The following is a 13,480-nucleotide window of genomic DNA, read 5'->3' on the forward strand; positions in this document are numbered from 1 at the left end:
TTGATCACAATTTGGTCGGAGAGGCACACGACCAGTGGCCGACTCTGGAACGATTAGGTGTTGGTGATATCTGTCGTGTCAGAGGTCGGGTGGAGATGGCGATGACAGACGAAGACGCTCTCGACTTCGCCATCGTGGTTTATCGCGAGGACGATCGCTGGGAGGCGGGGCTGCTGCCGAGCACGCTCACGTCCGATCTCAAGGGGCTGATCCACGCCCTCAGACAGCAGCCGAGCGAGAGCAGCACGATCGGTCTTGTCGCGGTCGGCGACGAGTTCTTCGTGGCGCTGCGGGTCCTCGGCGAGCGGGTCGACGTGTTCCTTTCCGACATCGCCGCCTCATGGGACTTCCCGCTCGCGGAGCAGGTGCTCGACTACCTCGACGTGCCCGTCCCCGACGAGGAGGAGCTCGACGAGATCCTCCAGGACGAGGAGACCGTGCTTCCCGCCGGAGATCTGTCGATCTTCGCCGATCTCGGGTTGGACGAGATGGAGCTGGGCATCCTCTCCGGCGACATTGACCTGCTGCCCGAAGACGTGTTGTCCAGCATCGCCGCCCGGCTCGGCTTCTCCGAGCCGTTCGAGCGTGCCATCGAATCGGTCTTCGGCTGACCCCCTGGAGCGCGGACATGGCGTCCAACACCTTCTCTGCGGCTTTTGTCAGGACCTCCGATGGTTGGAGCGGAGCCGAGGTCGATCTGGACGACGCCGAGATCGTCGACGACTTCGGTGACACCGTGATGGAGACGCTGGGGCTCACGGGCGACGAGCTGGCCCTGCTCTGCGTTGAGGTCGAGGACGAATGGTTCGCGCTCGTCCGCTACCGCGGCGACGACGAGCCGCGCGTCTTCCTCTCCGATGTGCACGCGGTCGCCTCCGACAGCCTGGGCGAGCTGTTCGCCGAGTTCGCCGGAGTGGTCCCCGACAAGGAGGGCAACGGCCTCGGCGTGCGCCCCGCCGGCGACTTCGAGCTGCTCAGCGACCTCGGCGTGAGCTCGGAAGAACTGCTGGAGCTGAGCATGGAAGAGGGCATGCTGCCCGCCGACATCCTGTCGGTGATCGCCGAGCGGCTGTCGTTCACCGACGAGCTCGACCGGCTGCGGTGACCCACGAGGAAGCCATGCGCCTCGCCCTGGCCGAAGCCGCCGCGGCGGCCGACAGGGGAGAGATCCCCGTGGGGGCCGTCGTGCTGGACCGGCTCGGCGAGGTCCTGGCCGCGGCGGGCAACGACCGCGAGTCCTCCGCCGACCCGACCGCCCACGCCGAGGTGCTCGCGCTCCGGCGGGCCGCCGCCCGACGCGGGCATTGGCGGCTGACCGGCTGCACGCTCGTGGTGACCCTGGAACCCTGCACGATGTGCGCGGGCGCCGCGGTGCTGGCGCGGGTCGACAGGATCGTGTACGGCGCCGTCGACGAGAAGGGCGGCGCCGTGGGCTCGCTCTGGGACGTCGTACGCGATCGCCGGCTCAACCACCGGCCCGAGGTCGTCATGGGGGTTCTGGCCGCCGAGTGCTCGGCCGTACTAAAGCGGTTCTTCGCTACCCGCAGGATCCGGTAAGCTCGGTCGCGGTGGTGTCGCCTAGTGGCCGAGGGCGCACGCCTCGAAAGCGTGTGATGGGGCAACTCATCCGTGGGTTCAAATCCCACCACCACCGCCATCCGCCCAAGGGCCTCCGGACTTTCCGGGGGCCCTTTCGCGTGTCCGCCCCACCCCTCAGTCGGGGATCTCCAGGACCCTGGCGTGCAGGATCGATCGCTGGTGGAGGGCGGCGCGCAACGCGCGGTGCAGGCCGTCCTCGAGATAGAGCTCGCCCTGCCACTGCACCACGTGCGGGAAGAGGTCACCGTAGAACGTGGAGTCGGCGGCGAGGAGTGAGTGCAGGTCCAGCATGGCCTTCGTGGTGATCAACGAGTCGAGCCGGACCTGCCGTGGCGGGATCTGCGCCCACTCCCGGGACGTCAGACCGTGTTCTGGATAAGGGCGTCCGTCGCCGACAAGCTTGAAGATCACCCCCCTGATTTTAGGAGAGAATCCGATTCCTTGCGTTATCCGGGCTGCGTCGGCCCAGTTCGGTCCGCGGGTACGGGTTTTCACAGCCCTGCTGGAAAAGGGGTTTCGCCGGCTCTCGTGATCGATTTTCCAGGTCTCAGATGGCGCCGGAGAAGGTGTCGCACCGCTGGGGTTCACCGCTCTCATATCCTCTGCTGAACCATTTCGCGCGCTGCCGCGAGGTGCCGTGCGTGAAGGCGTCGGGGTTCACCCGGCCCTGCGAGCGCCGCTGGATGCTGTCGTCGCCCACCGCCGCGGCCGCGCTGAGCGCCTGGTGGATGTCGGCCTCGGAGAACGGCTCGTCGTAGAAGCCGGTTCTGACCGCGTTGCGCGCCCAGACGCCCGCGTAGCAGTCGGCCTGCAGCTCCAGACGTACGGAGGCGCTGCCCGCGCCCGGCAGGCCCGCGCCGCCGAGGCGTTCCATGGTGCCGAGCAGGTTCTGTACGTGGTGGCCGTACTCGTGGGCGACGACGTATGCCTGGGCGAAAGGTCCGCCTTCGGCGCCGAAGTTCCGCTGGAGGGTGTCGAAGAAGGTCAGGTCGAGGTAGACCTTGCGATCGGGCGGGCAGTAGAAGGGCCCGACGGCGGAGTCGGCCGCGCCGCAGCCGGTGCTGACCGTCCGGGAGAACAGCACGGTCCTGGCCGGCCGGTACGCCCCCTGCCCCTGCCGCCCGAACTCCGCCCGCCAGTACGACTGAATGCTGTTGACCGTGCCGACGATGCGGCAGTCCTCGGACTGGTCGGCGTCGGCGCCGGTACGGCAGCGTTCGGTCAGGTTGCCGTCCGGTGAGCGGGCCGGAGGGGCGCTCGGCGCCTGCCCTTCACCCTGACGCTCGCTCTCGTCACCGCTGAACGGCGAGGGGACGACGCCGAACAGCAGCAGCCCCGCCACCGCCAGGGCCAGCGTCAGGCAGCCGCCGCGCCGGCCGCCGACGGGCACCATGCAGCCGTCCGGCCTGCCGCCACCGCCGCGTCGCGGGCGCGGAGCCCGTACGTCCTCGACTTGGGACGGGTCGAGAGGCCTGTCGTCATCGAATTGCATGCCACCTCCTTGCAAATGTCATCCCCCGTAGTTTCATGAATACGCAGGGTGGCATAGCAGGGCGTTTTTTCCATATATGGGGGATATAGCGGGGATAAGCTGCCGACATGACGGTGGAATTGATCGGTATTGCGCTGGTTTCGCTGGGCATGGTTCTCACACCAGGCCCCAACATGGTTTATCTGGTCTCACGGTCGATCACACAGGGCCGCAGGGCCGGGCTGATCTCCCTCACCGGGGTCGTGCTCGGCTTCACCGTCTATCTGACGGCGACCTGCCTGGGACTGACGGCCGTCTTCGCGTACGTGCCGGCCGCGTACACCGCGCTCAAGCTGGCCGGCGCCGCCTACCTGCTCTGGCTGGCATGGAACGCGGTCAGGCCCGGCGGCACGTCGGCCTTCCAGGCGCGCGACCTCCCGGTGGAGCGGCCGGCCAGGCTGTTCGGCATGGGGCTGCTGACGTGCCTGCTGAACCCCAAGATCGCCATCCTGTACCTGTCGTTGCTCCCGCAGTTCATCGACCCGTCGATGGGTCACGTGCTGCTGCAGAGCCTCGCGCTCGGCTCGGTGCAGATCGTGGTCGCCACCATGGTCAACGGCCTGATCGCGATCTCGGCGGGGGCGCTGGCGGCGTTCCTGGCCGGCCGCCCCGCCTGGCTGCGCGTGCAGCGTTACATCATGGGCAGCCTGCTCGGGGGCTTCGCCGTCCTCATGGCCACCGACCGCTCCAAGGCCCTCGCGCCCGCCTGAGACGCCCCGGAAAAGGGAAGGACCGCGCATGCCGCGCTCTGCCAGCATGCTGCTCCATGGAGGAGTACGAGCCGACCCAGGACACCCTGGCCGCCATCGCCGCCCGGCACGGGCACACCGCCGAGTCAGTACGCCCGGCGTTGTCCGGTGTCGCCAACCGGGCCTACCTGATAGGCGACGGCCTCGTGCTGCGGATCCCGCGTACGCCGCGGTTCCTCGCCGACCTCGTGAAGGAGGCGTCGGTCATCCCCGCCGCCCGGCGGCTCGGCGTACGGACGCCTGAGGTCGTGACATTTGACGACACCTGCGCCGAGGTCGACGTGCCGTACATGGTGCTCGACCGGGTGCGGGGAGCCGATCTGGCCAGGCTCGACCTGCCCGCCCACCAGGCGGAGCGAGTCCACCGGCAGGTGGGCCGCGAACTGGCCAGGCTGCACCGGCTGCCCCCGACGCCGGAGGACGGCCTGTCCGCCGTCCCGCGGGGCGAACCTCCCGGCGATCCGCGAGTGCTGCTGGACCGGCTCCTCGCCGACGGCTGGATCGACGCCGAGGCCGCCCGCTGGCTCACCGGATGGTTCGACGTGCTCAGCCCGTACGTGCCGGCCGAGCCGCCCATGGTCCTGGTGCACGGCGACGTCGCCCCGCAGAATCTGCTCGCGTCGGAAGCCGCTCTGACCGGCATCGTGGACTGGGGCGACGCGCACTGGGCCGACCCGGCGGTCGAGTTCGCCAAGATGCCGCTGAGCGCCGTCTCCGCCATGCTCGGCGGGTACTCCGAGGAAGACGGTTCCGGCGGCTGCTGGGAGGCGCGTGTGTTGCGGGTCCACCTCGCCTGGGCGCTCGGGCGCCTGGCCGATCCCGTACCGAGGCCGGGGGAGCGTCACTGGACCGCGCCCCCGGCCGGCCGCCTGCTGGGCCTGCTGCGTTTCTTCACGGAGAACCCACCGTCGCCCTGGGCCGAGCTGGTCTGACCGCGGCCGGGTCAGCGGCCCGGCCGGAAGAGGCGGCCGGTCTCACGAATACGGTGGGCCAGTCTGCGCCGGTTGCCCCAGAGGTGCACGCCTGCGGTGATCAGAAAGGCCACGGTCGCCGTACTGTGCCACGGTTTGGCGGCCGGTACGCCGCTCCACTGCACCAGCCCGGTGACGATCAGCGCGAGGCCGGCGATCAGCAGGGAGCCGTCCCGGACACCCACGCGCCGCACCGCCTTGTGCAGCCCACGCCGTGACAGCAGCCGGCGGACCGTACGACTGATCCAGGCGCGCTGGTCGAACAGGTGCAGGGCGACGGCCGAGACGAGCACCAGCCCGACCAGGCTGTGCACGCTCAGGCCGCCCGGCAGGACGTCGATCAGGAACAGGTCGGCGAGCACCAGCACCAGCATGGCGGGATATATCCAGGACAGCCTGGCCTTTGCCTGCTTTGGGCTGTTTCCTACCATCGTCACACCTTATGGGTGTCACGCTCCCTGCCACGCAGTCATCGCCGGCTCAGGATTTCGCTGGAAGGTAACCGATCAGCGGCGCATGGTCGGAGTAGCCGCTCGGACGGCCGCTGTCCGCCTCGTTCGCGGTGGTGTCCATCAACGACTGGTCGGCGTCACAGGCGGTGAAGCGCCTGCTCGTGCCGGCCTTGGCGGCGAAGATGTGGTCGCGCTTGCGGTAGACGTGCTTGCCGTTGGTCCAGGCGTGGTGGGTGACCTCGTTGCGCTTCGCGCCGGCGGCGTCGCACTCCTCGTACGCGCTGGACAGCGGCTTCAGCTCCGCCGAGCCGGGGAACAGGTTGAAGTCGCCGCCGAGCACGACGTCCAGGCCACCCGCGGACACCGCCGTCTTGATGTTCTTCACCTGCTGGGGGCGGCGCGGGTCCACCGGATCGGCGAGCACGTGGGTCGTGCAGATCCGGGTCTCCGCCCAGCTCGCCGTACGTACGCACAACGTCGGCAACGTCTGCTTGCTCTTTCCCGTGGGGTCGGGCGGCAGCGTCTGCGTGACCTTCGTGTCGGTGATCTGCGACTTGACCGCGATGCCCAGGCCGAGGTTGCCCGACAGCGAGCCACGGCAGTCGACGCGGCCGTCGGGGCGCGCGCCGTCGGCCCTGGCGAAGGACCAGCCGGAGCCGAGCGCCGCCTTCAGCAACTCCAGATGGCTGTCGGAGGCGACGCCGCAGACCTCCTGGAGCAGCACCACGTTGGCCTGGTGCTCGGCCACGAGGCCGGCGATCTGCTTCACCTTCTTGCCGGGTTCATTGCGGTAGGGGCAGTAGCCGGCATCGCCACGATCCCCGCCCGCCTCGCCGCAGATGTTCCACGAGATGACGCGGAGCGTCGCCGGGGCGGCGGTGGCGGGCGTCGGCAGGAGCGGCAGGGTGAGAAGGCCGGCCGCGACCGCCCAGAGAGGTTTGGTTCGTAACATGGGACGGCAGCGTAGAGGAAAGCGCTTTGGACCCGATTCAGGCAAGGGATGGCCGCCTGGCGACCAGCACCTCGGACACCAGTGTCTGCTCCCACCGCCCCGCGGGGTTGTCGGCGAGCAGCGCCCGTCGCAGCGCCTTGACGAAGGCGGGCAGGCGACCGCCGAGCCTTGCGGGCGAGCTGTAGGAATAGGAGAGCTGGAGATCCACCAGTCCGTCCACGTCCCAGGTCAGCCTTCGGCTGAAGACGCGGGATTCCAGGCTGCTGAAGGGCGAGTTCGCGGCGAGCCGCGCGGGACTGAGCATGGTGTCGTTTCAGCGGCCGGGCACGGCCCGCTCCAACTCGACCAGCACCAGCGGTGCACCCTCGCCGAAGTCGTGGTCGTGGGTCCTGCCGGTCTCGGCGAAGCCGTTCTTGGCGTAGAAGCGGCGCGCTTGGGCGGAGTCGCGGAGCGTCCACAGGTGCACGTCGGCGTACCCGGCCTCTCTCACCCGCTCCAGGACGGCCTCCAGCAGGGCCGTCGCGATGCCGCTGCCCCAGACGTCCGGGTGGGCGAAGAAGGTGTGGATCTCCGCGGAGTCAGGGCGGGAAGTGGAGGCCCCGTACCGGGCGAAGGCCCCCGGCCGTTCGTTCAGGCGGGCCAGCAGGATCGTGTCCGCGTCCTCGGCCAGAATGCCGTGCCACTTGGAGCGACGCTCCTCGACTCCGGCCGCGGCGACCTTCGGCGTGCACAGCGGCCCGTGAGAGACACCCCAGGACAGGGTGTGGATCTCCCCGAGAACATCCCCGTCACCGGGTTGCGCGGAGCGGACTGTGATCACATCAGGCATGACGCCGACCCTACAGAGGGACACGGGGGAACTTGGCCCGGGGACCCGCAGGTCGAACCGGCGGAGCGGGCCGGTCTTGTCTGATCGACCAGTAGTCTGCCCAGGCACTTGTAAGGCATCTGCAACTCGGCACGTCTACGCAGAATCTGTGGATCATGGCGCCATACGTCATCGCCACGAAGGAGCCCGGCCACCTCAGGGTTGCGCCGACTCCGCCAAACGAGGGGAGCATCTCCTGATGGCGCTGGAGATCAGGCTGCTCGGCCCGTTGCGGGTCCTGGCCGCCGGCGAACCCGTACGGCTCGTCGGGCATCGACGAATCGGTGTGCTGGCCAGACTCGCCCTGAGCGCAGGGCAGGCCGTACGCGCCGAGCGGATCGTCACCGACATCTGGGGAGACGACTCCGCGGAGACCGCGGCCAAACAACTTCACATCGTGATCTCGAAACTCCGTGAGACCCTCGGGCCCCACGCCACGGAAAAGATCATCCAGACCGTGCCCGGCGGCTATCGGATCGGTTTGGAACCGGACAACATCGACGCCCACCTGTTCCTGCGACTGGCCGAACGCGCCCGCACCAGCCAGGAGCAGGGGGACGGCGCCACGGCGGACGCCCTGTTCCGAGCGGCCCTGCGACTGTGGCGAGGAGAACCCCTGACCGAAATGACCACCCTCTGGGCCCGCACCGAAGCCGCCCGCCTGGAAGAAGAACGCCTCTCCGTCCTGGAAGCCCACGCCGACCTCCGCCTCGCCGCCGGGGATCACCACGCGGTGGCCGCCGACCTGGCCGGACACGTGCGTGCCCATCCGCTACGCGAACGCCCCGCCGCGCAACTCATGCTCGCCCTGCACCGCGCCGGCCGCACCTCCGAAGCACTCGCCGTCTACCAGGACAGCCGCCGGGTCATGGTCTCCGAACTCGGCATCGAACCCGGCACCGGACTGCGCCGCCTGCACCAGGCCATCCTGGCCGATGACCCGGCCCTCGACCTGACCGCACCGGCCCAAGAGGTCACGGTCAGCCGGCCGAACGTGCTGTTCGAACTGCCCGCCGACACCCGCGCCTTCACCGCCCGCGCCGCCGAGATCCACTTCCTGCGCACGGCACTCGGCCCTGCCGACGGACTTGTGATCACGGTGATCGACGGGCCCGGCGGCATCGGCAAATCCGCCCTGACCGTCCACGTCGCCCACGCGATGGCCGCCCGGTTCACCGACGGCGTCATCTACCTCAACCTGCACGGAGCCACCCCCGGCGTCGACCCGCTGACCCCGGCCCAAGCCCTGCGCCACCTGCTGGGCTCCCTCGGCCTGGACGGCGCCGCCGTTCCCGCCGACCAGGGGGAGGCCGCCGCCCGCTACCGCTCCCTGACCGCGACCAGCGACCTGCTCGTCATCCTGGACAACGCCCGAGACGTCCGCCAGATCCGCCCGCTCATCCCCGCCGGCCCGGGCTGCCGGGTCCTGATCACCAGCAGGGACCCGCTGGCCGTCCTGGACGACGCCCGCCACCTCCACCTGGGCACCCTGAATGCCGCCGACGCCACCGTGCTCCTGTCGCGACTGGCCGGAGCCGACCGGGTACGCGCCGAACCGCAGGCTGCCGAGCGGATCGCCCACCTGTGCGGAGGTGTCCCCCTCGCCCTGCGGATCGTCGGCGCCCGCCTGGTCGCTCGCCCCGACTGGACCCTGTCCGACCTGGAGGTGCAGCTGGCCGACGCCACCCGCCGCTTGGACGTGCTGGAGTACGCCGATCTGGCCGTCCGCGCCAGCGTCGCGGTCGGCCACGACCAACTCCACGAAGAACCCGCCGGCCGTGACGCCGCCCACCTGCTGCCCCTGCTGGGCCTGCTCGACCTGCCCACCCACACATCCGCCGCAGCCGCCGCCCTGACCGGCTGGCCGCACCACCGCGCGGAAGCCGCACTGGAACGCCTTCAGGACGCCCGCCTTGTCGAACCCGCCGGGCCTGACCACTACCAGTTCCACGACCTGGTCGGCCTCTATGCCCGCGAACGGGCACACCAGGACCTGTCCGAGGAGGAGCGCGCCACCGCCGTACAGCGAGTGCTGCACCACTATCTGTGCACCACCTGGACGGTGTGCACCATGTTGAACAGCGATCCCGTACTGCGATGCCCCGTCGAACTGCCCGAACCCACCTTCAAGAAACTGGCCGAGGCGGAACGATGGCTTCAGGGCGAGCGGGACAACCTGATCGCCGCCACGCAGCAGGCATTGGCCGGTACCGACCCGGTGACCGCCGTCGGCCTGGCCATCGGACTCCACTGGCCCTTCAGCTACCAGGGCTGGCACACGCAACTGGCCGACCTCTACGTGCACGCCATCGACGCGGCCGATGGCGCCGCGGCATGGGAGGACAAGGCCCAGCTCCGCAGCTTCCTCGGCTGGGTTCACCGTGATCAGGGCCGCTACGGCGAGGCCATCGCGCAACTGAAGACGGCTCTCAGCGACTGGGACCGCGCCGGACTGCCCCGTAGGAAGGTGGGAGCCCTCAGCAACCTCGGCGTCATCCACACGATCGTGGGACGTCTCGACGACGCGCTCGCCTACCTGGAGGCCGCTCTGGCGCTCAACGACGACGCCGAACGCCCCGGGGCCCCGAACGTGCTCCGCAACAACCGGGTGCATGTCTACTTCCGGCAGGGGCGCTTCGACGAGGCGATCGCGGAGGCACGCGAGTTGGTGGAGCTGTGGCCGAAGACGGACCCGTTCGTCGGTGAGGGGTCGGCACACGACTCATTGGGCGACGTCTACCGCCATGCCGGCCGGCTGACCGAGGCGGTGGAAAGCTACACGACGGCGGCACGGCTGTTCCACGAGTCGAGCTACCGCCTGAAGGAGGCCAGGTCACGCTGGTGGCTCGGCACCATGCTGCACCGCCTCGAACGCCACGGCGACGCACGGGAACAGTGGGGAAACTCCGTCAGCCTCCTGTGCTCCGCCCGCCTGCTCACGCCCCGGGAGGCGACCGAGGTCCTCGCCCAGGCCGTGCCGGAACCACCCCAGCCGATCAAGAATCTGCTCTGACCCGCGCACCCGGCGGCCCCGGCCCGAAGCGCGGACAGTGGTCAGGCGGGTCCTGCGGGCCTTCGTTCAGGCCGGCCCTCGGAGCGTCTTGATAGCGGCGATGTCCTTCTGCCGCCGTGGTCGGCCATGGCCGAGGCGGGGGAACTGCTCCTTCATGGCGAGCATGCCGGCGACGCTCATGGCCAGCACCGGGCGTGCCGTCGAGTGTCACGGGCTCGTCGTCGAAGGAACCTGGCGGAAACCGCCAGTCGGACCATCGCCCCATGGGCTGTCAGCGTGAACACGTTCTGCCCAGATTTGCCCGCTGAGCCGACCGAGCGGCTGGCTGCGGAGCAAGGTGCAGAGGCCGTCCGAACAGGCCAAGTGGGACTGGAAAGCCGGAAGGGGTGCACCGCGATCACGGTGCACCCCTTCCGAGCTGGCGGAGGATGGGGGATTTGAACCCCCGAAAGGTTGCCCTTTACACGCTTTCCAAGCGTGCGCCCTCGGCCACTAGGCGAATCCTCCGCCGACGAGCTTACCTGACTCCGGGACGTACGGAGACCATGTTTTTCCCGGGTCGCCGGGGATGGAGCGAGCACTGCGGCATGAGGCTAGACTGTCAACGGACCCCTCGCGCGGCGTCATCCTGTGAACCTCCCCAGGGCCGGAAGGCAGCAAGGATAAGCGGGCTCTGGCGGGTGTGCGGGGGGTCTCTTCGTTGAGAGCCCCCTCGCAGGCGGGATGGTCGCATGAGCCTTGCGCTTTACCGCAAGTACCGACCCGGGACCTTCGCCGAGGTCAAGGGTCAGGAACACGTCACAGATCCGCTGCGGCAGGCCCTGCGTACGGGCCGGATCAACCACGCCTACCTGTTCAGCGGCCCTCGTGGGTGCGGCAAGACCTCCAGCGCCCGCATCCTGGCGCGCTCTCTCAACTGCGAGCAGGGCCCGACGCCCGAACCCTGCGGCGCCTGCGAGTCGTGTGTCGCGCTCGCCCCCACCGGTCCCGGCCACCTCGACGTCATCGAGATCGACGCCGCCTCGCACGGCGGTGTCGACGACGCGCGCGACCTGCGTGAGCGGGCGTTCTTCGCCCCTGTCTCCGCGCGCTACAAGATCTACATCATCGACGAGGCGCACATGGTGACCCGCGAGGGGTTCAACGCGCTGCTCAAGCTCGTCGAGGAACCGCCGCCGCACCTGAAGTTCATCTTCGCGACGACCGAGCCGGAAAAGGTCATCGGCACGATCAAGTCGCGCACGCACCACTACCCGTTCCGGTTGATGCCGCCCGCGACGTTGCGGGCGCTGCTGGAGGAGATCCTCACCTCGGAGAACGTGCCCTTCGAGGCGACCGCGCTGCCTCTGGTGGTCAGGGCGGGCGCCGGGTCCGCGCGTGACTCCCTGTCGGTCCTCGACCAGCTTCTCGCCGGGGCCGACGACGAGGGCATCACCTACGCCAAGGCCGTCTCCCTGCTCGGCTACACCGACGGCGACCTGCTCGACGAGGTCGTCAACGCGTTCGCGGCCCGAGACGGCGGACAGGTCTTCCACACGGTCAACCGGGTCGTCGAGGGCGGCCACGATCCGCGCCGCTTCGCCTCCGACCTGCTCGAGCGCTTCCGCGACCTGGTGATTTTGGCCAACGTTCCCGAGGCGGCGTCGAGTGGGTTGCTCGACCGGCCGGCCGACGAGCTGGAGCGTCTCGTCCAGCAGGCCGCCTCGATGGGGCCGGCCGAGCTCACTCGCGCCGCCGAGATCTTCAACGCCGGTCTCACCGAGATGCGCGGCGCCACCTCGCCGCGCCTGCTGCTGGAGTTGATGTGCGCGCGGGTGCTGTTGCCCGGCGCGGCGCGGGGCGAGGAGGCGCTGCTCGCCCGCCTCGAACGCCTCGAACGCGGCGGCGCGGTCGCCCAGATGGCCGCCCGCGCCGCCTCAGGCGCCCCTGCGGGTTCCGGTGCGCCTGCTGGTTCCGGCGCATCCGCTGGTTCCGGCCTGTCCGCCGGTGCCGGCCCGGCGGGGGGTTCCGGTGTCGCCGGAGGGTCGGGGCAGGGGCGGGTCGCCGCTTCGCCGGCCGGTCAGGGTGACGCGCCGGATGGTTCAGGCGCGGCCCAGCCGGCCGAGTCCGGTGATGACTGGCCCACGCCTGTTCGCCCCGGTACGGGTGGAGGGCAGCAGGCCGAGAGCGAGGCGCCTGCGGCAGGTGGTGCCGCTGACGGTTCCCAGGGTGCTCCAGTCGCTGGGGGACCGGGGGCGATTCAGGCGCAGTGGGCCAACGTACTGGCCGCCCTGAAGCAGCGCAGCATCGTCGTCTGGGCCAACGTGAGCACCAACGCCCAGGTGGTCGGCGTGGAGGGCAACCTCGTGACGCTCGGCTTCACCCAGGTCGGCGCGATGAAGAACTTCACGGGCGGCGGCAAGGACGCCGTCGTGGCCGCCGCGCTCGGTGACGTGCTCGGCGGGACGTGGCGGGTCGAGGCGGTCGTCGGCGGGTCTCCCGTGCCGTCCGCCCCGCGCGGCCCCGCCCGTCCGCAGCAGCCCCCTCATGGCGGGGGCCAGGGGCCGGCCGGGCCGCAGGGAGCGCCTGCCTCGTCCTCGTCCCATGGCACGCCGGGCTCCCAGGGCCGTACGGCGTCACACGGCGCCTCCCACGGCTCGTCCAACGGCGCCTCCCACGACGACCAGGAAGCCGCGGCCAAGGATCCCGGCCAACCTCCGGCCGCACCTCCAGGTCCTCCGACCACCGACGAGTCGTGGCCGGACGCCCCTGACGACCTCGCCCCCGGCGCACCTCCGTGCCCCGACCACACCCGTACGGTGGCGGCCGCCCAGCAGGCGGGATCGCCCGGCGGTGGGGCGGCGGGCACCGGGCTGGCCGCCGCGCGGTCGGCGGCGAAGGCGGCCGCGCAGTCAGGCCCTCGCGTCCCGTCGCCCCGCGCAGGCGCGGCTTCCCGCGGCGGGACCGCGGCATGGCCGGACGCGATCCCCGGCCGCTCCAAGGGCCTGGACGCCGACGATGTCGACCCGCTCAACGACGCGGACGCCGACGTGGACGCGGTCTCGGGCATGGCGTTGCTGGAGCGCGAGCTCGGCGCCCAAGTGATCGGTGAGATCGACCACACCTGACCGCGCCTGATCGCTCCCGGCCCGAATCTGACGCCTCGTCGCAGGCGGCCATGTCTGGACTTCGAGTGGGGCAGGGCACTGGTGCAGCGCAACGTGAGCGCCGTGCCGGGGCAGGTCGCGTGGGCTTCCGGTCCCGGTCGTCCGGAGAGTTTCATGGAGCCGGTGTGAAGGGCCGCTGGGCGGGCGCGCTCAAGGTCGCGAAGGGGTGGCCGTCCGGGGTCAGAGGAGGAGGCGGGCG

The 13,480-nt window shown here is 70.2% G+C and carries 13 protein-coding genes, 2 tRNA genes and 1 other RNA gene; 9 read left to right on the top strand and 7 right to left on the bottom strand.

All coding sequences use genetic code 11. The features are described from left to right. Nucleotides 1-95 precede the first annotated feature (95 nt). The 4 genes from GUY59_RS08270 to GUY59_RS08285 all read left to right on the top strand — a co-directional run bounded on the left by GUY59_RS08270 (nucleotide 96) and on the right by GUY59_RS08285 (nucleotide 1,657). Nucleotides 96-611, top strand: a complete 516-nt coding sequence (locus GUY59_RS08270; protein ID WP_425465064.1) for a tRNA adenosine deaminase-associated protein — start codon at nucleotides 96-98, stop codon at nucleotides 609-611. 17 nt (nucleotides 612-628) lie between these two features. After that, nucleotides 629-1,105, top strand: coding sequence for a tRNA adenosine deaminase-associated protein (locus GUY59_RS08275; protein WP_132329620.1), 477 nt, complete (start codon nucleotides 629-631; stop codon nucleotides 1,103-1,105). Beyond that, nucleotides 1,102-1,557, top strand: a complete 456-nt coding sequence (gene tadA, locus GUY59_RS08280) for a tRNA adenosine(34) deaminase TadA (protein ID WP_212746142.1) — start codon at nucleotides 1,102-1,104, stop codon at nucleotides 1,555-1,557. Before GUY59_RS08275 ends, tadA begins: the two co-directional genes overlap by 4 nt. A gap of 10 nt (nucleotides 1,558-1,567) precedes the next feature. Next, a tRNA-Ser gene (locus GUY59_RS08285) sits at nucleotides 1,568-1,657 on the top strand. Between the two features lie 56 nt (nucleotides 1,658-1,713). Here the strand turns inward: GUY59_RS08285 and GUY59_RS08290 are convergent. Together GUY59_RS08290 and ypfJ are read right to left on the bottom strand one after the other, a co-directional pair. Beyond that, nucleotides 1,714-2,010: a type II toxin-antitoxin system VapB family antitoxin gene (locus GUY59_RS08290; RefSeq protein WP_138199376.1), complete on the bottom strand. Its 297-nt coding sequence runs from the start codon at nucleotides 2,008-2,010 to the stop codon at nucleotides 1,714-1,716. Between the two features lie 136 nt (nucleotides 2,011-2,146). After that, nucleotides 2,147-3,091: a KPN_02809 family neutral zinc metallopeptidase gene (ypfJ, locus tag GUY59_RS08295; protein WP_138199375.1), complete on the bottom strand. Its 945-nt coding sequence runs from the start codon at nucleotides 3,089-3,091 to the stop codon at nucleotides 2,147-2,149. Nucleotides 3,092-3,198: 107 nt separating this feature from the next. Here ypfJ and GUY59_RS08300 point away from each other — a divergent pair, with 107 nt between their 5' ends. Both GUY59_RS08300 and GUY59_RS08305 read left to right on the top strand, forming a co-directional pair. Beyond that, a complete protein-coding gene (locus GUY59_RS08300; protein WP_138199374.1) occupies nucleotides 3,199-3,840 on the top strand; it encodes a LysE family translocator in 642 nt (213 codons plus the stop codon). A 56-nt stretch (nucleotides 3,841-3,896) separates the two neighbouring features. Continuing rightward, nucleotides 3,897-4,811: a phosphotransferase family protein gene (locus tag GUY59_RS08305; protein ID WP_138199373.1), complete on the top strand. Its 915-nt coding sequence runs from the start codon at nucleotides 3,897-3,899 to the stop codon at nucleotides 4,809-4,811. 11 nt (nucleotides 4,812-4,822) lie between these two features. Here the strand turns inward: GUY59_RS08305 and GUY59_RS08310 are convergent, their stop codons facing one another. The 4 genes from GUY59_RS08310 to GUY59_RS08325 are packed head-to-tail and all read right to left on the bottom strand — an operon-like array spanning nucleotide 4,823 to nucleotide 7,083. Next, nucleotides 4,823-5,281: a DUF4405 domain-containing protein gene (locus GUY59_RS08310; RefSeq protein WP_138199372.1), complete on the bottom strand. Its 459-nt coding sequence runs from the start codon at nucleotides 5,279-5,281 to the stop codon at nucleotides 4,823-4,825. 49 nt (nucleotides 5,282-5,330) lie between these two features. Further along, nucleotides 5,331-6,254, bottom strand: coding sequence for an endonuclease/exonuclease/phosphatase family protein (locus GUY59_RS08315; protein ID WP_138199371.1), 924 nt, complete (start codon nucleotides 6,252-6,254; stop codon nucleotides 5,331-5,333). A gap of 37 nt (nucleotides 6,255-6,291) precedes the next feature. Next, nucleotides 6,292-6,558 (bottom strand): hypothetical protein, encoded by a 267-nt coding sequence (locus GUY59_RS08320; RefSeq protein ID WP_171055310.1) that lies wholly within the window; start codon nucleotides 6,556-6,558, stop codon nucleotides 6,292-6,294. A gap of 9 nt (nucleotides 6,559-6,567) precedes the next feature. Then, on the bottom strand, nucleotides 6,568-7,083 hold the full coding sequence (locus tag GUY59_RS08325) for a GNAT family N-acetyltransferase (protein WP_201760616.1): 516 nt from the start codon (nucleotides 7,081-7,083) through the stop codon (nucleotides 6,568-6,570). Nucleotides 7,084-7,321: 238 nt separating this feature from the next. Between GUY59_RS08325 and GUY59_RS08330 the strand changes: the two genes are divergently transcribed. After that, entirely contained in the window at nucleotides 7,322-10,135 is a 2,814-nt protein-coding gene (locus GUY59_RS08330) for an AfsR/SARP family transcriptional regulator (protein ID WP_161714448.1), read from the top strand. Between the two features lie 419 nt (nucleotides 10,136-10,554). On the opposite strand, the gene GUY59_RS08335 is transcribed toward GUY59_RS08330, so the two are convergent. Continuing rightward, a tRNA-Ser gene (locus GUY59_RS08335) sits at nucleotides 10,555-10,642 on the bottom strand. A 97-nt stretch (nucleotides 10,643-10,739) separates the two neighbouring features. Between GUY59_RS08335 and ffs the strand changes: the two genes are divergently transcribed. Beyond that, nucleotides 10,740-10,835, top strand: an RNA gene (ffs, locus tag GUY59_RS08340) — signal recognition particle sRNA small type. Nucleotides 10,836-10,866: 31 nt separating this feature from the next. Further along, nucleotides 10,867-13,242, top strand: a complete 2,376-nt coding sequence (locus GUY59_RS08345) for a DNA polymerase III subunit gamma and tau (protein WP_161714449.1) — start codon at nucleotides 10,867-10,869, stop codon at nucleotides 13,240-13,242. The last annotated feature ends 238 nt before the right edge of the window (nucleotides 13,243-13,480 follow it).

Origin of the sequence: Nonomuraea sp. K271 (assembly GCF_009908215.1) — a bacterium.
In the GTDB taxonomy this organism is placed as follows: domain Bacteria; phylum Actinomycetota; class Actinomycetes; order Streptosporangiales; family Streptosporangiaceae; genus Nonomuraea; species Nonomuraea longispora.

What these genes read in the sequence shown, in the direction of transcription:
- GUY59_RS08320 (WP_171055310.1), bottom strand. Translation starts at nt 6,558, where the DNA reads ATGCTCAGTCCCGCGCGGCTCGCCGCGAACTCGCCCTTCAGCAGCCTG.
- GUY59_RS08300 (WP_138199374.1), top strand. Translation starts at nt 3,199, where the DNA reads ATGACGGTGGAATTGATCGGTATTGCGCTGGTTTCGCTGGGCATGGTT.
- GUY59_RS08345 (WP_161714449.1), top strand. Translation starts at nt 10,867, where the DNA reads ATGAGCCTTGCGCTTTACCGCAAGTACCGACCCGGGACCTTCGCCGAG.
- GUY59_RS08315 (WP_138199371.1), bottom strand. Translation starts at nt 6,254, where the DNA reads ATGTTACGAACCAAACCTCTCTGGGCGGTCGCGGCCGGCCTTCTCACC.
- GUY59_RS08330 (WP_161714448.1), top strand. Translation starts at nt 7,322, where the DNA reads ATGGCGCTGGAGATCAGGCTGCTCGGCCCGTTGCGGGTCCTGGCCGCC.
- GUY59_RS08310 (WP_138199372.1), bottom strand. Translation starts at nt 5,281, where the DNA reads ATGGTAGGAAACAGCCCAAAGCAGGCAAAGGCCAGGCTGTCCTGGATA.
- GUY59_RS08305 (WP_138199373.1), top strand. Translation starts at nt 3,897, where the DNA reads ATGGAGGAGTACGAGCCGACCCAGGACACCCTGGCCGCCATCGCCGCC.
- GUY59_RS08270 (WP_425465064.1), top strand. Translation starts at nt 96, where the DNA reads ATGGCGATGACAGACGAAGACGCTCTCGACTTCGCCATCGTGGTTTAT.
- ypfJ (WP_138199375.1), bottom strand. Translation starts at nt 3,091, where the DNA reads ATGCAATTCGATGACGACAGGCCTCTCGACCCGTCCCAAGTCGAGGAC.
- GUY59_RS08325 (WP_201760616.1), bottom strand. Translation starts at nt 7,083, where the DNA reads ATGCCTGATGTGATCACAGTCCGCTCCGCGCAACCCGGTGACGGGGAT.
- GUY59_RS08275 (WP_132329620.1), top strand. Translation starts at nt 629, where the DNA reads ATGGCGTCCAACACCTTCTCTGCGGCTTTTGTCAGGACCTCCGATGGT.